Origin of the sequence: Bradyrhizobium mercantei, assembly GCF_001982635.1 — a bacterium.
Taxonomy (GTDB): Bacteria; Pseudomonadota; Alphaproteobacteria; order Rhizobiales; family Xanthobacteraceae; genus Bradyrhizobium; species Bradyrhizobium mercantei.
Map to the genome: position 1 here is coordinate 1 of NZ_MKFI01000007.1, position 18,240 is coordinate 18,240.

Sequence of the window (18,240 nt, forward strand, 5' to 3'; positions counted from 1 at the left end):
TAGATGCTCTCATAGGAGATCACCCTGCGGCCGTGCTCGCGAGCCAGCCGGCCGGCGACCTGCTCGGGCGACCAGCCGCGGCCAAGACGTTCCAACACCGCACGGCGCAGGCCGGGCTCCCGTTCGAGGCGAGAGCCCGTCCAGCGCCGCGCTCGCATCTGTTGCTGGGCATAGCTCGGCTTGTAGCCGACCTGAGCGCCGGAATTACGGTTCAGCTCCCGAGAGATCGTTGATGGCGGGCGATCCAGAGCTGCCGCGATTTGCCGGATCGAGCTGCCACTGGCCGAAAGCCGGGCAAATCTCGCATCGCTCCTCCAGGGAGAGCTGCGTGTAAGTCCGCCCCATGGCAACACCTCCTGTCGGAAATGTTGCACTTCGTTTGTGAACTCAGGGGACCCATAACCACAAGACGTCGGGATGGAACGAGCTGGGGCCACAAGCAACAACTGCGCCCTGTGGTTATGGGTCCCGGCTCGCGCTTCGCTTGGCCGGGACGACAAGTCGAGAAACCGAAGCTAGAACCTGGTCAGGTATTGAACCTGAAATGCATGACGTCGCCGTCGGCGACGACGTAGTCCTTGCCTTCAAGCCGCAGCTTGCCGGCATCGCGCGCGCCGGCTTCGCCGTTGCCGGCAATGTAGTCATCATACGCGATGGTCTCGGCGCGGATGAAACCCTTCTCGAAATCGGTATGGATCACGCCGGCGGCTGCCGGCGCCTTGGTGCCGCGGTCGATGGTCCAGGCGCGGGCTTCCTTGGGGCCGACGGTGAAATAGGTGATGAGATCGAGCAGCTGGTAGCCGGCACGGATCAGCCGATCGAGCCCGGCCTCTTCGAGACCGAGCGTCTCCAGGAAGTCGACACGCTCCTCGCGCGACAGCGTCGCGATCTCGGATTCGATCTTGGCCGAGATCACGACCGCGACCGCGCCCTCCTCCTTCGCACGCTGGAACACCGCCTTGGAGAAATCGTTGCCGTCCTTGGCCGAGCCTTCCTCGACGTTGCAGACATAGAGCACGGGCTTCGAGGTCAAGAGCCCGAGCATGCGGAACGCACGCTCCTCCTCCGGCTTGCGCTCCATCCCACGCACCGGCTTGCCATCCCGCAGCAGCACCAGCGCGCGGTTGACGAGCTCGAGCTGCTCCTTGGCTTCCTTGTCGTTGCCCTTGGCCTTCTTCGAGAGATTGTCGACGCGCTTCTCGAGGCTGTCGAGGTCGGACAGCATCAGCTCGGTCTCGATGGTCTCGATGTCGGCGAGCGGCGCGATCTTGCCTTCGACATGGGTGATGTCGGAATCCTCGAAGCAGCGCACCACATGGGCGATGGCGTCGACCTCGCGGATGTTGGCGAGGAACTGGTTGCCGAGGCCCTCGCCCTGCGAGGCGCCGCGGACCAGGCCCGCGATGTCGACGAAGGTCAGCCGGGTCGGGATGATCTGCGCCGACTTCGCGATCGCCGACAGCTTGTCCAGCCGCGGATCGGGCACCGCCACCTCGCCGACATTCGGCTCGATGGTGCAGAACGGATAGTTCGCCGCCTGGGCGGCCGCCGTCTCGGTCAGCGCATTGAACAACGTCGACTTGCCGACATTAGGCAGCCCGACGATCCCGCATTTGAATCCCATGTTCGTCCCGATCTCTCGCGCACACGCTGCGCGGCTGAACTGAGTGAGGTCGTCATACGCGGGCTTGACCCGCGTATCCATCCCACTTGAAAGATGGATCGCCGGGTCGAGCCCGGCGATGACGAGGGTCTACTTCGGCCCCTCGTCTTTGGTGTCGAAAAATCCCTTGGCCTGCATCGTCAGATGCACCTTGTTGGCGAACGACGCGTCGTGCCCCGCTGCCAGCAGGCCGGCATTGTCGGCGACGGCCTGGCACAAGGCCTCCACCCACGCCCGGTCGCTTTTGGCGAAGTCCGACAGCACGTGGCTGTGCACGAGCTCCTTGACGCCGGGATGACCGATCCCGAGCCGCACCCGCCGATATTCGTTGCCGATATGTGCGGAGATCGAGCGCAGCCCGTTATGGCCGGCGATCCCGCCGCCGATCTTGACCCGCACCTTGGCCGGCGGCAGTTCGAGCTCGTCCTGGAACACGGTGATGTCGGCGGGCGCGAGCTTGAAGAAGTTCGCCGCTTCCTGCACCGCGCGCCCGGACTCGTTCATGTAGGTGGTCGGCTTCAGCAGCACGACCTTCTCACGATCGACGACGCCTTCGGAGGTCTCGCCCTGAAAGCGACGGCGCCATGGTGCGAAACCATGACGCCGTGCAATCTCATCGACCGCCAGGAAACCGATATTGTGCCGGTTGCTGGCGTATTTCGCACCGGGATTACCGAGACCAACAAAAAGGCGCATGGCACGGCATCCCGCGTCGGCGCGCCATCAGAGGATCGCGCGCCGACCTGATCGATTACTTCTTCTTGTCGCCACCGCCGGCGGGAGCCTTGGCACCCGCGGCCGGAGCCGCAGCACCCGCAGCCGGAGCCGCCGCAGCGGCCGGAGCTGCAGCACCCGCAGCCGGAGCAGCGCCACCGGCAGCCGCCGCAGCCGCGGCCTTCTGCTCTTCGGCGTAGCCGGACGGCGGCACGATGGTGACGAGCGTCGCGTCCTCGCGGGTCAGCGACTTCACGCCCTTGGGCAGCTTCACATCGGAGAGATGCAGCGAATAGCTGATCTCGAGGCTGCCGACGTCGGCCTCAATGTATTGCGGAATGTTGTCGACCGCGCACTCGAGCTCGAGCGTGTGGGTGACGATGTTCACGGTGCCGCCGCGCTTGACGCCAGGCGAGGTTTCGCCGTTCACGATGTGCAGCGGCACGCTGACGCGGATGGTGGCGCCTTCGCCGAGCCGCATGAAGTCGACATGGAGCGGGAAGTCCTTCACCGGATCGAGGTGGTAGTCGCGCGGAATCACGCGGTGCTTCTTGCCCTCGAGTTCGATATCGAACAGCGTGGTGAGGAACCGGCCGGCCAGGATGCGCTGGCGCAGGTCACGATCGTCGACCGAGATGGTGACGGGGGGCTGGTTGTCTCCGTAGATCACTCCGGGAACTCTCCCGGCGCGACGCTCTGCCCGGGCGGCCCCCTTGCCGCTCTGCGGACGCGCGGTCGCCTTCAATTCCTTGACGGTCGCCATAGCGTTAAGTCCTTGTATTTAAAAAGTTAAAGGCCGCAACGCGGCCCATGCTCAGGTCCACAGCAAGCCTCCAGGGGTGCGGGGGCCGCGGACGTGGCGGGCTTTTAGCCCCAAAGGGCCGAAATGACAAGGAAATGAAGGGATTTTTCTGCGACGTTCTCAAACTCGTCATGCCCGGGCATAGCCGTCCGAAGGACGGCGTCGCTTCCGCTCGCCTATGACCCGGGCATCCATCAAAAAAGGGCTTTTTGCAAAGCGGATGGATGGCCGGGTCAAGCCCGGCCATGACAAGGGGACCAGGCTCAGCCAACTCCGCCGATGCCGAGCTTGGCCTCCAGCGCGGCGATCCGGGCCTTCAGCGCCTCGTTCTCCTCGCGGGCTAGGCGGGCCATGTCCTTGACCGCGTCGAATTCCTCGCGCTTGACCACGTCGAGGTCGCGCAGGATCCGTTCGGCCTGGTTGCGCATGACCGTGTCGACCTCGCGCTTGACGCCCTGGGCGGCGCCCGCGGCGTCGTTCATCAGACGGCCGATCTCATCGAAAAACCGGTTGCTGGTCTGGGTCATCTCGCAAAACTCTCCGCATGCACTGAATCGCGATAAGACAATGGCGATCCCCGCCATCGGGTTCAAGTCCGCCGCGAATGGCAGGCCTCCCGGTGGCTTGCCTTGTCATGCTCCGGTTTCCTTGCAATCGTATGAACTCACAACAGAAATCGCACACATAACGCGAGCAGAAACGCCATGATCGAACAGACCGTCGAGATCCCGACCAAGGACGGCAAGACCACCACCTTCATCACCCATCCCGAGCGCGGCGGCCCCTTCCCGGTCGTCATCTTCTACATGGACGCCCCGGCGATCCGCGAGGAGCTGCGCGACATGGCGCGCCGGCTCGGCACGTCCGGCTATTACGTGATGCTGCCCAACATGTATTACCGCGCCGGCGTGATGGAGCTCGGCCCGATCAATCCCGATCCGGAATCGCCCGAGCGCAAGCGCATGTTCGAGCTGATGCACTCGCTCAACATTCCGCTGGTCATGGAAGACACCAAGGGCCTGCTCGCCTATGCCGAAACGCAGAAGGCGGCCAACACGAACATCATCGGCACCGTCGGCTACTGCATGAGCGGCCGCTATGCGGTGAACGCCGCGACGCATTTTCCCGATCGCGTGAAGGCCGCCGCCTCGGTCTACGGCACCCATCTGGCGACCGACCAGGCGGACAGCCCGCACCTTGCCGCGCAAAAGACCAAGGCCGAACTCTATTTCGCCTGCGCCGAGACCGATATCTACGCACCACAGGAGATCATCGAGAAGGTGAAGGCCGGCATGAAGGGATCGAACAACGAGGTCGAGATCTATCCCGGCACGCATCACGGCTTTGCGTTCCCGAAGCGCCCGGTCTATGACCGCGACGCCGCCGAACGCCACTGGGAGCGGCTGCTGGCGCTCTACCGCCGCAACCTCGTGAGCTGAAGTCCTAAAGACGCACGATGCCGTTCCTGCTGATCGACTTTCCGGTATTCAACCCCGTCGCGCTCGCGCTCGGGCCGATCGTAATCCGCTGGTACGCGCTGGCTTACATCGTCGGCATCGTGCTGGGCTGGATCTACGCCCGCTCGCTGATCAAGAAGGAACGGCTGTGGCGCGGCGAGGTGCCGATCACGCTGCCGCAGCTCGATGATTTCATCCTCTGGGTGACGATCGGCATCATCGTCGGCGGCCGCACCGGCTATGTGCTGTTCTACAATCTGCCGTTCTTCATGGCGCATCCGTCCGAGATCCTCGAATTGTGGAAGGGCGGCATGTCGTTCCACGGCGGCTTCCTCGGCTGCGTCGCCGCGGTGATGCTGTTTGCCCGCCGCAACAACATCCCGATCCTGTCGCTCGGCGACATCACCACCGCGGTCGCGCCGATCGGGTTGTTCCTCGGCCGGCTCGCCAATTTCATCAACAGCGAATTATGGGGCCGCCACGCCGATCCGAGCCTGCCCTGGGCCATGATCTTCCCCAATGGCGGACCGCTGCCGCGGCATCCGAGCCAGCTCTACGAGGCCGGGCTCGAGGGCATCGTGCTGTTTACGGCGCTGGCGATCATGATCCGGATGGGCGCACTGAAGCGGCCCGGCCTGATCCTCGGCAGCTTCATTGCGATCTACGGCATCGCTCGAATCATCGGCGAGCATTTCAGGGAGCCCGACCCGCAGCTCGGATTCCTGTGGGGCGGATTAACCATGGGGATGCTGCTGTCGGTGCCAATGATCATCGTGGGCGCTATCATCATCACGGCTGCCGTTCGCCGCAAGGCGAACGGCACGGCGCCGACTTCAACCTAAAGCAAGTGCAATCCAAGGAAGGCCGTGAGCGAACCCTCCCCGCTGCTGGATGAGATCAGGAAGCTGATCAAGCTGTCCGGGCCGATGCCGGTCTGGCGCTATATGGAATTGTGCCTGGTGCATCCGCAGTATGGCTACTATCTGTCGCGCGATCCGCTCGGCCGCGAGGGCGATTTCACCACGGCGCCCGAGGTCAGCCAGATGTTCGGCGAACTGCTTGGGCTGTGGAGCGCCTCGATCTGGCGCGCGATCGGCTCGCCGGACACGCTGCGCCTGATCGAGCTCGGGCCCGGTCGCGGCACCATGATGGCCGACGCGCTGCGTGCGCTGCGCGTGCTGCCGCCGCTCTACCAGTCGCTCAGCATCCACCTCGTCGAGGTCAATCCGGTGCTGCGCGAGAAGCAGCGCGCCACGCTCACGGGCGTGCGCAACGTCACCTGGCACGACAGCATCGACGACGTGCCCGAGGGGCCGGCTGTGATCCTCGCCAACGAATATTTCGACGTGCTGCCGATCCATCAAATGGTCCGCCGCGAGACCGGCTGGCACGAGCGCATGGTCGGGATGGATGCCAACGGCAATTTGTATTTCGCGCCCGCGCCCGAGCCGACCCCGCACTTCGAGGTGCTGCTGCCGCCGCTGGTGCGTGCCGCCCCGCTCGGCGCGGTATTCGAGTGGCGGCCCGACAACGAGATCATGAAGCTCGCAACGCGCCTGCGCGACCAGGACGGCGCCGCGCTGATCATCGATTACGGCCATCTGCGCAGCGACGCCGGCGATACCTTCCAGGCGATCGCGCGCCACAGCTTCGCCGACCCGCTGAAGAACCCGGGCCAGGCCGACATCACCGCGCATGTCGATTTCCAGGCGCTGGCGCGGGCCGCCGAGGATGTCGGCGCGCGGGTCCACGGGCCGGCGACACAGGGCGACTTCCTCAAGCGTCTCGGCGTCGAGGCGCGGGCCGCCGGGCTGATGGCGAAAGCCAGCCCCGAGGTCTCCGCCGATGTTGCCGCCGCCCTGAAGCGCCTGACCGATTCCGGACGCGGCGGAATGGGCTCGATGTTCAAGGTCATGGCGATCTCCAACCCGCACCTCACCTCGATCGCCGGCCTCAGCGATCAGCCTGACGAGACCGAACAATGACATTGGGATCACCGCTGCTGTCGGCTATTCCGGGCCTGCGCCATGCCTTCTTCTCTCGCGAGGGCGGCGTCTCCGAAGGCATCTATGCCGGCCTCAATGGCGGGCTCGGCTCGCGCGACGATCCGGCCAGGGTCCTGGAGAACCGGCGGCGGATGGCCGAGCAGCTCGGCGTCGCGCCCGACCATCTGATCAGTGTGCATCAGGTCCACTCGCCCGACGTCGCGGCCGTGACCGGCCCGTGGAACGGCGCCGCGCGCCCGAAGGCGGATGCGCTGGTCACGCGCACCGAGGGCCTGGCCATCTCGGTCACCACCGCCGACTGCGGTCCGATCCTGTTGGTCGATCCCAACGCACGGGTGATCGGCGCGGCGCATGCCGGCTGGAAGGGCGCGCTGACCGGCGTGCTGGAATCGACCATCGATGCGATGGAGAAGCTCGGCGCCGAGCGCGGCGGCATCGTCGCCGCCATCGGCCCGCTGATCCGCACGGAGTCCTACGAGGTCGGAAACGAATTCGTCGAACGCTTCATCGAGGCCGATGCCGAGAACGGCATGTTCTTCATGCCCGCCGAACGCGACGGACATGCGATGTTCGATCTCGCCGGCTTCATCCGCATGCGGCTGGAGAATGCCGGCGTGCTGATGATCGACGATCTCGGCATCGACACCTATTCCGACGAGCGCTGTTACAGCTACCGCCGCTCCGTGCACCGCAAGGAGGCCGATTACGGCCGGCATGTCCACGCCATCGTGCTGGAAACCTGACGCCACCTCCTCTCGATTTTTGTGCGACAAGCGCCTTGACTCTCCACCTGCTGGAGACCGGACAAGCGGCGCATGACACAACGCACCTACAGCATCGGCGAGGCGGCGCGGCTCAGCGGCATCAGTGTCCGCAAGCTCCGCTTCTATTCGGACCAGGGGTTGCTGCCGGCCGGCCGCACCGCGAGCGGCTATCGCGTCTTCACCGACGACGAGCTGGTTCGCCTCGACCTGATCCGTTGCCTGCGCGAAGCGGGGCTCGGTCTCGACGCCATCCGTGAGGTCCTGACCAAGGAACTCTCGCTGGTCGAGGCGCTGAAGCTGCGCCTCGAGACGCTGGAAGCGGAGATCGCGGCGCAACGCCGCGTCGCCTCGGCCCTGCGGGCTGCGTTGCGCTCACCGCAACTCACCGAAGCAGATCTGAGGAGATTCCTGACCATGACGCAGCTGTCCCGCACCGAGCGCCGCAACGTCGTTGAACGCTTTTACGAGAAGGTGTCCGACGGCATCAACATCGACCGGCAGTGGATCCGGCAGATGATCGAGACCAGCGTTCCCGAATTGCCGGACGAGCCGACACCCGAGCAATGCGATGCCTGGATCGAGTTATCGGAGATGCTGGGGGATCCCACCCTCGTCGCCAACATCCGCGCCAACGCGGAGGACGTCTGGAATCATCACGTGCTAGATCTCGCCGCCTGGCAGGAGGCCAACGAAGCCGTGCTGGCCAGGGCGAAAGAGATCATCGCGCGCGATCTCGACCCGGCGTCGGAGGCCGGCCAGGCGCTGGCGCGCGACTGGCTGGAGACGTCGGCGCGGCTGCTGAAGCGTGAGCCCGACCTGGAATTCCGCGACTGGATCCGCGGCAAATATGCGCTGCACGACGCGCGTGCCGCCCGTTATTGGGAACTGGTCGCCATCATGCGCGGACAGAAGCCGGACGCGAGCCCGAACCGTGAATGGGCCTGGATCACCGAAGCCATGCGGCATCATCTGGCTGGCTGAGCCGGAAACATCGAGCAAGGAATTCGGTCCTCACCGGGGCGCCGCCGTCCGGATCGGTTAAGGGCTGTGGCCGTCCTGCCCTAGACGTTAAGCCGTTTTAACGATATCGCAGGACGCAATGAGGGAAGCGTCGAACCACCAGTTTCAAACTGGGACAGCCGTGCGTGCCGCGATCGGAGCCACCTGGCTCGCGATCGCCTGCGCGCTCGGCGGCTGCGCGGCCGGCGGCAATGTCGCCGACTCCTATGCCATGGCCACGCCGGCAGCGAGCGGCGCGACCGTCGCGTTCGAATCGATCGACGGCCCGCCGCCCCAGGTGTTCGACCGCATGGTCGGCGTGCTCGACAGCGAATCCAAGCTGCGCAGCCTGTCGATCGTGTCGCGCGAGGGCACCGCGGCGTATCGCGTGCGCAGCTATCTGTCGGCGCAGGTGGTGCGCGGCCGCACCATGATCGCGTGGGTGTGGGACGTCTACGACAGCAACCAGCAACGCGCGCTCCGCCTCTCCGGCGAGGAGCCCGCCGGCAAGGCCGGCCGCGATGCCTGGGCCGCCGCCGACGATCTGGTGCTGCGCAAGATCGCCCAGGCCGGCCTCAGCGGCCTGTCGAGCATGATCAATGGCGGCCCGGCCGATGGCCCGGCTCCCGCGCTCGCCCCCGACCTCCGCGGGCCGACGGTGGCGAGCGCCCCGGCCCCCACAGCGTCCGAGACCGTGGCGCTCGGCTATTCCGCCGAATAAAACCCCCGTTATCTCCCGGAGAAGGGGGATTTTTGCCCAGGAAAACCGCTGCAAGGGCAGCTAATGGGTTGCCAGCGGATGCGCCTGCCTGATATTCCCTCGCGCACCGAAAACCCGCCGGTTCTGTAAGGACTTGAGATGCTGAACGTCGTATCCAGCAAGGCGCGGGGGGAAGCATCGATGTCGGCAAAAAACGGATCAATCAAGCTCGTCGCCGGCAACTCCAATCCTGCGCTGGCGCAGGAAATCGCCAAGGGCCTCGGCATCGAACTGACCAAGGCCGTGGTCAGGCGTTTCGCCGACATGGAGATCTTCGTCGAGATCCAGGAGAACGTCCGCGGTTCGGACATGTTCATCCTGCAGTCGACGTCGTTTCCGGCCAACGACAATTTGATGGAGCTGTTGATCATCACCGACGCGCTGCGCCGCTCCTCGGCGCGCCGCATCACGGCAGTGATCCCCTATTTCGGCTATGCCAGGCAGGACCGCCGCTCCGGCTCGCGCACGCCGATCTCGGCCAAGCTCGTCGCCAACCTGATCGCCCATGCCGGCGTCGACCGCGTGATGACGCTCGACCTGCATGCCGGCCAGATCCAGGGCTTCTTCGATATCCCGACCGACAATCTGTTCGCGGCACCCCTGATGGTGCGCGATATCAGAGAGAAGTTCGACCTCGCCAAGGTGATGGTGGTGTCGCCCGACGTCGGCGGCGTGGCACGTGCCCGCGGCCTCGCCAAGCGCATCAACACCCCGCTTGCGATCGTCGACAAGCGCCGCGAGCGCCCCGGTGAGTCCGAGGTGATGAACGTGATCGGCGACGTCGCCGGCTACAATTGCATCCTGGTCGACGACATCGTCGATTCCGGCGGCACGCTGGTGAACGCGGCCGAGGCGCTGATCGCGCACGGCGCCAAGGAAGTCTCGGCCTACATCACCCACGGCGTGCTGTCCGGCGGCGCCGCCGCACGCATCGCCTCGTCGCGGCTGAAGGAACTGGTCATCACCGACTCGATCCTGCCGACCGAGGCCGTCAACAAGGCCCCGAACATCCGCCAGATCTCGATCGCCGGCCTGATCGCCGAAGCGATCGGCCGCACCGCGGCGGAAGAGTCGGTTTCGAGCCTGTTCGATTAACTCGCTGCTGTCGTCCCTGCGAAAGCAGGGACCCATAACCACCGGCCGTTCTTGTTGCGAAGGCTGTGGGTCCAGCATTGCAAATCAATTCGCACTTATGGCTATGGGTCCCGGCTTTCGCCGGGACGACACCGAGTGTGTGGATGCGGCGTCCTTAAAATCCCGGCCGCGGCACGTGGCTCATCAGCGTCCGTGCGTAGCCGCCATCGACGATGATCTCCTCACCATTGACGTAAGACGACCTGTCGCTCGCCAGGAACAGGGTCGCATCCGCCATGTCCTGCGGCGCGCCGATCCGGCGCATCGGCACCACGGCGGTGCGCCGCTCGGTGACCCCGGGCGTATCGTAGAACGCCTGGCTCATCGGCGTGACGACGAGGCCGGGGCTGACCACATTGCTGCGGATGCCGTGCGGTCCCCATTCGGCGGCGAGCTGCTGCGAGAGCATGACGACAGCGGCCTTGCTGACGCTGTAGGCGCCGCTCTGCCCCTGCGCGTTGCTGGCGGCGATCGAGGCGACGTGAATGAGGCTGCCGCGTCCAGTTTGGCGCATCTGCCGGCCGAACGCCTGCGCGCAGATGAAGTAGCCGGTGAGATTGATCGCGAGCACCGCGTTCCATTCGGCGAGCGGCAGCGTGTCGAGCCCGCCGGGGCGCAGCACCGCCGCGGCGTTGACGAGGATGTCGCAGGCACCGAGCGTGCGCATGACGGCGTCAGCGGCGGCCGCGACGTCGTCCTCGCTGGTCGTATCGCAGGTCGCGACGAGATGGCCGTCGCCGAACTTGCGAAGCTGGGCCTTGGTTTCCGCAAGCCCGCGCTCATCGCGATCGAGCGCGGCGACTTTGGCGCCGGCGCGCGCGAAACTGACCACAGTGGCGCGGCCGATGCCGCCGCCTCCGCCGGTCACGACGGCAACGCGGCCCGACAGGCCGAGCCAGTCGGAGGAATGTTGTTCGGTCATGGTCTGATCACTCTTATTCGGTGAATTGACACTGCGCACATTATCCGAATCCGCTGGAAGACCAATGACGTCTTGCCCTGATGTCGATCGCCTTCACGTTCAGTTGAGGGAGGGATCGTCGGCCGCGCGCCGGACAAACGGAACAACGTTGCCAGCGTCGCTTCGCCTAGTCATCCAACTATCCGCTCGTGCGCGAAATTCGGCTATCTCGCGCAACGCGCTGGCGCCCCAAGCTTCGGTCTCGCTACCTGAAATCAGTTCTGAGGCCTGCGCCAGAGCTTGCAGGTCATCGGCAGGATCATTGATGTAGGCATATGGCAATTCGTGCTGATTATAATCGACAGCGCCGAGTATCCACTCGATCAACGTTTGGCGCGCCAATATACAGGACGGGTCGAGTTCGAGAGCCCCTTCCAAGTGGTGCGCGGGATCGGCGCCGCTTCGAAGGACTCCTAGCCAAAGATGAGGCTCGGCCTCCTTGGGTGATATCTCACACCAACGGCGGAGCGTCGGGACGATTAGGCGTTCGCGGATCGGATGTGGCAGCACGACTCGGCCGTCATTGAATCGTCGACTGCCGGAAAGAACCCATTGTGAGAAAGCCCGCTGTCTTTCGAACGACCAAGAATCGGTGGTTCGAATAAATCGATCAAGTTGCTCCATCGCAGCCGCCCGGACACCTCGGGCTCTCAACCCGCAGAACTGCGAGAACTCAAGCCACGAATGCTCCTTCTTGGCCTCCTCGGCCAAGTAGAGCAACGCATCCATATCGCTGTGGTACGGCATGGATCAAGCTATGCTCTCCACCTGACCGCGAGGCAAGCATCAAAGCACCCGCTTGACGAGCAGCCCTCCCCCCTTGGTCGCGGAGGGAGGAGGACCTTGTGCCGAGGCATGGCGCTGCCAGACGCGATAAGCCGCAGCCCCTTGCCCGTCGCCTATCCGGGAATTCCCGCCGCGACCTGGCCGCGCAGACGTTCCAGGCTGAGCAACGTGTTGGCGCAGGCTTCCGCGACCTCGATTCCCTTGATCACGAAGTGCTTGCGGAAGAAGTCGTAATGCACCTCCGTCTCGTGGAATTGCTGCGGCGTCAACACCGCCGAGAACACCGGCACCTCGGTGCGCAATTGCACATCCATCAGCGCCTTGATCACGGTGTCGGCGACGAATTCGTGGCGGTAGATGCCGCCATCGACGACGAGCCCGGCCGCGACGATCGCGGTGTAGCGGCGCGTCTTCGCCAACAGCTGCGCATGCAGCGGGATCTCGAACGAGCCCGGCACCTCGAACACGTCGACATTGGTAATGTGACGCGCCTCGATCTCCTTCAGGAAGGAGATGCGGCACTCTTCCACCACGTCGCGATGCCAGGACGATTGCACGAAGGCAACGCGCTGCGGCTTGGCGAAGTGCGGATGCTCCGGCGCCGGCGGATGTGCCGGCGTATCGGGAGCATTTTCTGCTTGGGAGATTTGGACTTCGGCATCTTGCAACATCTGATTCATGGCTTTCCTCTTTCAGGACCAGAATCAGGGCACACGGACAACGACACGAGCCCACGCGAAAATTGCGTTGGCTGCCGCAACCGTTCTCTTTCATCCGGACTGTAACCGTCGGCTTCGGAATCACACCGAATCTGCTGACCCTTCTCCCGGCTTCGCGGAAGAAGGCGCTCGCGGGCTTGGGCTCATCACCCTTACCGCCGGTGGGGATTTTCACCCCGCCCTGAGAACATCGGCACGCCCGGAATGGACGTGCCTGAGATGAAATATGACCAAACCGCGACAGCCGGGCAAGGCCTTTGGCATGGGGAAACGGCATGTCCCCATGAGCACGCCGCGGCTCTTGCAGAGTGATTGGAGCGCCGAAAAGGCTGATTCACGCACGCGGCGAAGCGCCGGCAAATGGTTAACAAATCGTTTACCGACCACGAAGATTCCGATTTGTTCGCAAAATCACAAGTGTGGCGGAGATCAGCTGTGGACGATGCGCGCTTTGGCTGTGGACGGACTCGGCGTGCGGTTGCGCGGATTCCGCAAATCACATCACTTCATCGGCGTCAGGTCCAGGGGCATCCGGAAGCCCGGTCAGGGAACTGCACTCGGCCACGACGCAGTATGTCGCAAGTGCCGGCTTCCGTGTGCGTATCAAGCGATCATAAGAACAAGGTCCGAGACGGCATGTCCCTCCTCGAAAGCATTATCGATTCCCGGAACAACCCGCTTGCGGTGGTCGAAGATATCGCCACCGACAACAACTGGGCGTTCGAGCGTTCCGGCGAAGACGAGGTGACGATCGTCTCCAAGGGAGACTGGATCGACTATCAGCTCTCCTTCACCTGGATGGGCGAGATCGAAGCGCTGCATCTCGCCTGCGCCTTCGACATGAAGATGCCGCAAGCGCGGCGCGCCGAGGTGCAGCGACTGGTCGCCGCGATCAACGAGCAATTGTGGGTCGGCCATTTCGATCTGTGGACCCACACCGGCATGGTGATGCATCGCCAGGCGCTGGTGCTGCCCGGCGGCCTCACCGCCTCCACCGCGCAATGCGAGAGCATGGTGGTCAACGCGATCCACTCCTGCGAGCGCTACTACCCGGCATTCCAGTTCGTGGTGTGGGCCGGCAAGTCGACCGCCGAGGCGATGGCTGCTGCGATGTTCGATACCGAGGGCGAGGCGTAAGCACATCCGCATACTCAGCGTCGTCCCTGCGAAAGCAGGGACCCATACTCTGCGGCCCCAGTAGTTGAGCAAACTGCTTGTGGCTGGCGTCACGCTTCACTAGAACCGCCTGTGGTTATGGGTCCCGGCTCAAGGCCGGGACGACACAGAGTTTGCGGAGCCGCCTGTGAGCACATCCAGCAGCGCATTGACGAACACTTCCGGCACCATCGCGCTCGCGGGCGCGGGCAAGATGGGCGGCGCGATGCTGACCGGCTGGCTCGCGCAGGGTCTTGCCCCCACGCAGGTCGCGGTGATCGATCCGTATCTGTCGCCGGAGATCTCCGCACTCGCGGCGAAGGGCGTACGGCTCAATCCGCAGGCGAAGGATCTCGGCACCGTCGACACGCTGGTCGTCGCGGTGAAGCCGCAATCGTTCCGCGACGCCGGCGCTGCGCTGAAGGCATTGGTCGGCCCGTCCACTCTCGTGGTCTCGATCATGGCCGGCACGACCGTCGCAGCGCTCGAGGAAGTTGTTGGCGGCGCGGTGGTGCGCGCGATGCCGAATACGCCGGCGGCAATCGGCCGCGGCATCACGGTGGCGGTGCCGTCAAAGCGCGTCACTGCCGCGCAGCGCGCCATGACCGACGCGCTGCTGAAGGCAACCGGGCTCGTCGAATGGGTCGACGACGAGAGCCTGATGGACGCGGTGACCGCGGTCTCCGGCTCCGGACCGGCCTATGTCTTCCTGCTCGCCGAGGAACTGGCCCGCGCCGGCGTCGCGGCCGGCCTGCCGGAGCAGCTCGCGACCACGCTGGCGCGCGCGACCGTCGCCGGCTCGGGCGAATTGCTGCATCGCTCGGAGCTGCCGTCGGCAACGCTGCGGCAGAATGTCACCTCGCCCGGCGGCACCACGGCCGCGGCGCTGGAGGTGTTGATGGCCGATGACGGAATGCAGCCGCTGATGACCCGCGCGATCGCCGCCGCGACAAGGCGCTCGAAGGAATTGGCGAAGTAGTTCGCCCACCCGTTCACCGTCACCCCCGCGCATCGGCGTAGCCGATGTCGCTGGAGGCGCGAGCCCTTGCGAGCCTCGAAGGGTGCACGGCCCGCGGCCCATCCTTCGAGGCTCGCTTCGCGAGCACCTCAGGATGGCATTCGAGCAAGTGGATCCGGCCGCACGAACACCTTCAGCTACTGCCCCTGGCCCGACGTCCCGGCCAGCCGCTTATTAAAACTCTCGACATTGATCAGCCCACGCGCGTGGCGGCCTTCGCCGAGCTTGCGCGTGCCCTCAAAGGCCTCGACCTGGAAGCGGATCACGCGGCGTTCCACCGCGATCACCTTTGCGGTGGTCCGCACCGTGGCCCCGACGAGCGCGGCCGCGAGATGGCGGATGTCGACCTCGGTCCCGACCGTGACCCAGCCGGGCTGCAACGCGGCGCGGATCGCATCGCCCGACGCCATCTCCATTTCGAGGATCATCATCGGCGTCGCATAGACCATCGGCATGCCGGGCACGAAATGCCCGACCGTGCGCTCCGGCGGCACCACCAGCATACGCTCGGCGCTCATGCCGATCTTGATGAAGTCGCGTGCGTCCATGTGGCCTCGAAAACACTGTCGTCCCGGCCTTGAGCCGGGACCCATAACCACCAAAGCTTGACGTTGCAAAGGCTGGAGCCCCAGCGAGCGCAATGACCGGCATTAGTGGTTATGGGTCCCTGCTTGCGCAGGGACGACGCGTGGAGAGATAGGGGCTACTTCTTCGCGGCAGCGGCGCGCTCGACGAAGGACTTGCCGCCCTTCATCTTGTGATGCAGCGGCGCTTCGTTGATCTGGATCACGACCGCATCGGCATCGACGCCGAGATTCTTGACCAGCGCCTGGGTGATGTCGCGCATCATGCCGAGCTTCTGCTCGTCGGTGCGGCCGGCGGCCATGCTCACGGTGATCTCAGGCATTGGAATGTCTCCCTGGTTGTCGTTGACGCGCAAGCCGGTCATTTGCCGGTCTGGCGGGCGCTGCATCTTTTTGAAGATGGCTGCGCGGGTCAAGCCCGCGCATGACAAACCAGCTATCCCCAGTTCACGTCATGCCGCGCCAGCACCTCGCGGACCTTGGCGACCAGATCGGCCTCCGCGCAGGAGAACTGCGCAGGCCGCGTCTCGCGCCATTCCTGGTTGGACGCGATCGCAGCCGCCGCCTTGGCGCCCTCGATCAGATCCTTGATCTGCACCTCGCCGCGCGCCTTCTCGTCCGAGCCCTGGATGATCACGCAGGGCGAGTTGCGGCGGTCGGCATATTTGAGCTGGTTGCCCATGTTCTTCGGATTGCCGAGATAGAGCTCGGCGCGGATGCCGGCCTGGCGCAACTGCCCAACCATCTTCTGGTAATCGGCGACGCGGTCGCGATCGAACACGGTGACGACGACGGGGCCGAACTCGGCCTGGGTGTCGAGCTGACCGAGCATCGTCAGCGCGGCCTGCAGGCGCGACACGCCGATCGAGAAGCCGGTTGCCGGCACCGGCTCGCCGCGGAAGCGCGACACGAGGCCGTCATAGCGGCCACCGCCGCCGACCGAGCCGAACCGCACCGAGCGGCCCTTCTCGTCCTTGGTGTCGAGCAGCAGCTCAACCTCGTAGACGGGACCCGTGTAGTATTCGAGGCCGCGCACGACAGTGGGATCGATGCGGATGCGATCCGCGCCATAGCCGGACGCAGCGACCAGTTTTGCAATTTCTTCGAGCTCGCTCACGCCGGCCTGGCCAACTTCGCTTTTCGCCAAATAAGTCTCGGCCGCTGTGATCGCCTGTTTCCAATCGTCGCGCTGTTGCGTGACGGCGAGCACGATATCGGCGTCCGCCGGGCTCAGCTCGGCGCCCTTGGTGAAGTCGCCCTTGCCCTCTTCGCCGCCGTCCCATCGCCCGGGACCGAGCAGCTTGCGAACCTCGTCGGCGGGAAACTTGTCGAGCTTGTCGATCGCGCGCAGCACGGTGAGCCTGCGGCCGGCATTCTCTTCGCCGCCGAGGCCGATCGCCTCGAGCACGCCGTCGAGCACCTTGCGGTTGTTCACCTTCACCACATAGGAGCCGCGCGGAATACCCAGCGCTTCCATCGTGTCGGCCGCCATCATGCAGATCTCGGCGTCGGCCGCCGGCGTCGCCGAGCCGACCGTGTCGGCATCGAACTGCATGAACTGGCGGAAGCGGCCGGGGCCGGGCTTCTCGTTGCGGAAGACATAGCCGAACCGATAGGACCGATACGGCTTCGGCAACGCGTCGAAATTCTCAGCGACATAGCGCGCGAGCGGCGCGGTCAAATCGTAGCGCAGCGAGATCCACTGCTCGTCATCGTCCTGGAACGAGAACACGCCCTCGTTGGGCCGGTCCTGGTCCGGCAGGAACTTGCCGAGCGCGTCGGTGTATTCCATCGCCGGCGTCTCCACCGGCTCGAAGCCGTAGAGCTCGTAGACGGCGCGGATCTTCTCGACCATCGCCCGCGTGGCGTTGATCGCGGCCGGGCCGCGATCTTCCAGCCCGCGCGGCAGGCGCGCCTTCAGTTTCTGGGGTTTTTTGGGTTTTTCGGCCATCGCGGGCATTTACCAGCGGACACGCAAGGCGGCAACCTCGCTCTGCGCCTCCGCTGCGGCCGAACAACGGCCCTCAGGGCTGCTCCATCCGCGCGCGAAGCGCGTCGGCGTCGGCCTTCGGCATCGATTTCAGCAGCGGCTTGATGGTCTCGCCGCCGACGATCTTGCCGTTACGCATGAACATCCAGTCGGAGATGTCGGCCTCCTTGAATTCGACGAGATCGCCGGCCCGTTTGCCCGGCAGGTCGCGCGGCTGGTTGGCGAACCGGCCGGAATAGCCGCCGTTCGGCAGCTTCTTCACGTCGCTCATCCAGATGTGCTCGCCCTCGTTGCGATGGGTCGGAAAGCGGACCTTGAGGGAATGCTGGGTCTCGGACGGCTTCGGGGCCTCGTAGGAAGCCCAGAACGCCGGCTGCGTCTCGCGCGCATGGGTGATCGCGGCGTTCATGTCGGGGTCGGCCGTGCGCACATCGATCACCGGCGAGCGGTCCTCGGCGCGGAGCGTGCTCGTTCCACCGAGCACGGAGGCAGCCGCGATCAGCACGGCACAGGTGAGACGGGTTACGGAAGTTTTGGTCATGTGATCACGCAGGATGGGGGATGGTTTGAAGCGGGAGGCGAGACTTTGTCGCGCGCTCGCGGCAGCCCGTTCATGCGATGACGGCTGATCACACGGAAAAATGACAGAAGAGGCGGAGCGCCGGCGTGCTCGCCGCTGTTCCAAAAACGATGGCGCCTCTCCCTTGCACAGGAAGAGGCGCCCAATC

General features: G+C 64.9%; 20 protein-coding genes, 1 pseudogene and 1 riboswitch. Of the genes and pseudogenes, 9 read left to right on the plus strand and 12 right to left on the minus strand.

Translation table 11 applies throughout. The features are described 5' to 3' along the window. From BI327_RS43795 to BI327_RS29795, 5 genes and pseudogenes are all read right to left on the minus strand, one after another. Positions 1–345: pseudogene (locus tag BI327_RS43795) on the minus strand (transposase); the annotation flags it as partial. Between the two features lie 181 nt (positions 346–526). Continuing rightward, on the minus strand, positions 527–1,624 hold the full coding sequence (gene ychF / locus BI327_RS29780; RefSeq protein ID WP_076864865.1) for a redox-regulated ATPase YchF: 1,098 nt from the start codon (positions 1,622–1,624) through the stop codon (positions 527–529). A gap of 129 nt (positions 1,625–1,753) precedes the next feature. Continuing rightward, positions 1,754–2,359: an aminoacyl-tRNA hydrolase gene (gene pth / locus BI327_RS29785; RefSeq protein ID WP_076864866.1), complete on the minus strand. Its 606-nt coding sequence runs from the start codon at positions 2,357–2,359 to the stop codon at positions 1,754–1,756. Positions 2,360–2,414: 55 nt separating this feature from the next. Then, positions 2,415–3,140: a 50S ribosomal protein L25/general stress protein Ctc gene (locus tag BI327_RS29790; RefSeq protein ID WP_076864867.1), complete on the minus strand. Its 726-nt coding sequence runs from the start codon at positions 3,138–3,140 to the stop codon at positions 2,415–2,417. A 302-nt stretch (positions 3,141–3,442) separates the two neighbouring features. Continuing rightward, the gene (locus BI327_RS29795; RefSeq protein ID WP_076864868.1) at positions 3,443–3,706 is read right to left on the minus strand and encodes an accessory factor UbiK family protein; all 264 of its coding nucleotides are present in this window, start codon (positions 3,704–3,706) and stop codon (positions 3,443–3,445) included. Between the two features lie 177 nt (positions 3,707–3,883). Between BI327_RS29795 and BI327_RS29800 the strand changes: the two genes are divergently transcribed. The 7 genes from BI327_RS29800 to BI327_RS29830 all read left to right on the plus strand — a co-directional run bounded on the left by BI327_RS29800 (position 3,884) and on the right by BI327_RS29830 (position 10,260). Beyond that, complete coding sequence (locus BI327_RS29800) at positions 3,884–4,618, plus strand: dienelactone hydrolase family protein (protein WP_076864869.1); 735 nt, start codon at positions 3,884–3,886, stop codon at positions 4,616–4,618. Between the two features lie 17 nt (positions 4,619–4,635). Then, entirely contained in the window at positions 4,636–5,478 is an 843-nt protein-coding gene (gene lgt / locus BI327_RS29805) for a prolipoprotein diacylglyceryl transferase (protein ID WP_076864870.1), read from the plus strand. An 84-nt stretch (positions 5,479–5,562) separates the two neighbouring features. After that, positions 5,563–6,621 (plus strand): class I SAM-dependent methyltransferase, encoded by a 1,059-nt coding sequence (locus BI327_RS29810; protein ID WP_076865452.1) that lies wholly within the window; start codon positions 5,563–5,565, stop codon positions 6,619–6,621. Then, positions 6,618–7,385, plus strand: a complete 768-nt coding sequence (gene pgeF / locus BI327_RS29815; protein ID WP_076864871.1) for a peptidoglycan editing factor PgeF — start codon at positions 6,618–6,620, stop codon at positions 7,383–7,385. The genes BI327_RS29810 and pgeF overlap by 4 nt, the downstream gene beginning before the upstream one ends. 72 nt (positions 7,386–7,457) lie before the next feature. Beyond that, positions 7,458–8,387, plus strand: coding sequence for a MerR family transcriptional regulator (locus tag BI327_RS29820; protein WP_076864872.1), 930 nt, complete (start codon positions 7,458–7,460; stop codon positions 8,385–8,387). A 118-nt stretch (positions 8,388–8,505) separates the two neighbouring features. After that, positions 8,506–9,126 carry a hypothetical protein gene (locus BI327_RS29825; protein WP_076864873.1) on the plus strand — a complete coding sequence of 207 codons (621 nt, stop codon included), beginning with the start codon at positions 8,506–8,508 and terminating at the stop codon, positions 9,124–9,126. Between the two features lie 180 nt (positions 9,127–9,306). Beyond that, positions 9,307–10,260: a ribose-phosphate pyrophosphokinase gene (locus BI327_RS29830; RefSeq protein ID WP_076865453.1), complete on the plus strand. Its 954-nt coding sequence runs from the start codon at positions 9,307–9,309 to the stop codon at positions 10,258–10,260. Positions 10,261–10,414: 154 nt separating this feature from the next. Here BI327_RS29830 and BI327_RS29835 read toward each other — a convergent pair whose 3' ends face one another. From BI327_RS29835 to BI327_RS29845, 3 genes are all read right to left on the minus strand, one after another. Continuing rightward, positions 10,415–11,221: an SDR family NAD(P)-dependent oxidoreductase gene (locus tag BI327_RS29835; RefSeq protein WP_076864874.1), complete on the minus strand. Its 807-nt coding sequence runs from the start codon at positions 11,219–11,221 to the stop codon at positions 10,415–10,417. Positions 11,222–11,320: 99 nt separating this feature from the next. Further along, entirely contained in the window at positions 11,321–12,007 is a 687-nt protein-coding gene (locus BI327_RS29840; protein WP_076864875.1) for a hypothetical protein, read from the minus strand. Positions 12,008–12,159: 152 nt separating this feature from the next. Further along, the gene (locus BI327_RS29845; RefSeq protein ID WP_076864876.1) at positions 12,160–12,726 is read right to left on the minus strand and encodes a 6,7-dimethyl-8-ribityllumazine synthase; all 567 of its coding nucleotides are present in this window, start codon (positions 12,724–12,726) and stop codon (positions 12,160–12,162) included. Between the two features lie 78 nt (positions 12,727–12,804). Beyond that, a riboswitch (FMN riboswitch) is annotated at positions 12,805–12,958 on the minus strand. Between the two features lie 443 nt (positions 12,959–13,401). On the opposite strand from BI327_RS29845, the gene BI327_RS29850 reads away from it, so the two are divergent. Both BI327_RS29850 and proC read left to right on the plus strand, forming a co-directional pair. Next, positions 13,402–13,902 carry a type III secretion system chaperone family protein gene (locus BI327_RS29850; RefSeq protein WP_076864877.1) on the plus strand — a complete coding sequence of 167 codons (501 nt, stop codon included), beginning with the start codon at positions 13,402–13,404 and terminating at the stop codon, positions 13,900–13,902. A gap of 166 nt (positions 13,903–14,068) precedes the next feature. After that, complete coding sequence (gene proC / locus BI327_RS29855; RefSeq protein WP_076864878.1) at positions 14,069–14,899, plus strand: pyrroline-5-carboxylate reductase; 831 nt, start codon at positions 14,069–14,071, stop codon at positions 14,897–14,899. Between the two features lie 176 nt (positions 14,900–15,075). Here the strand turns inward: proC and BI327_RS29860 are convergent, their stop codons facing one another. The 4 genes from BI327_RS29860 to BI327_RS29875 all read right to left on the minus strand — a co-directional run bounded on the left by BI327_RS29860 (position 15,076) and on the right by BI327_RS29875 (position 18,053). Next, positions 15,076–15,486 carry a thioesterase family protein gene (locus BI327_RS29860; RefSeq protein ID WP_076864879.1) on the minus strand — a complete coding sequence of 137 codons (411 nt, stop codon included), beginning with the start codon at positions 15,484–15,486 and terminating at the stop codon, positions 15,076–15,078. 155 nt (positions 15,487–15,641) lie between these two features. Continuing rightward, complete coding sequence (locus BI327_RS29865) at positions 15,642–15,845, minus strand: tautomerase family protein (RefSeq protein WP_018269806.1); 204 nt, start codon at positions 15,843–15,845, stop codon at positions 15,642–15,644. 113 nt (positions 15,846–15,958) lie between these two features. Continuing rightward, a complete protein-coding gene (hisS, locus tag BI327_RS29870; RefSeq protein WP_089025638.1) occupies positions 15,959–17,473 on the minus strand; it encodes a histidine--tRNA ligase in 1,515 nt (504 codons plus the stop codon). A gap of 73 nt (positions 17,474–17,546) precedes the next feature. Continuing rightward, the gene (locus BI327_RS29875; RefSeq protein WP_083742265.1) at positions 17,547–18,053 is read right to left on the minus strand and encodes a YegJ family protein; all 507 of its coding nucleotides are present in this window, start codon (positions 18,051–18,053) and stop codon (positions 17,547–17,549) included. Positions 18,054–18,240 lie beyond the last annotated feature (187 nt).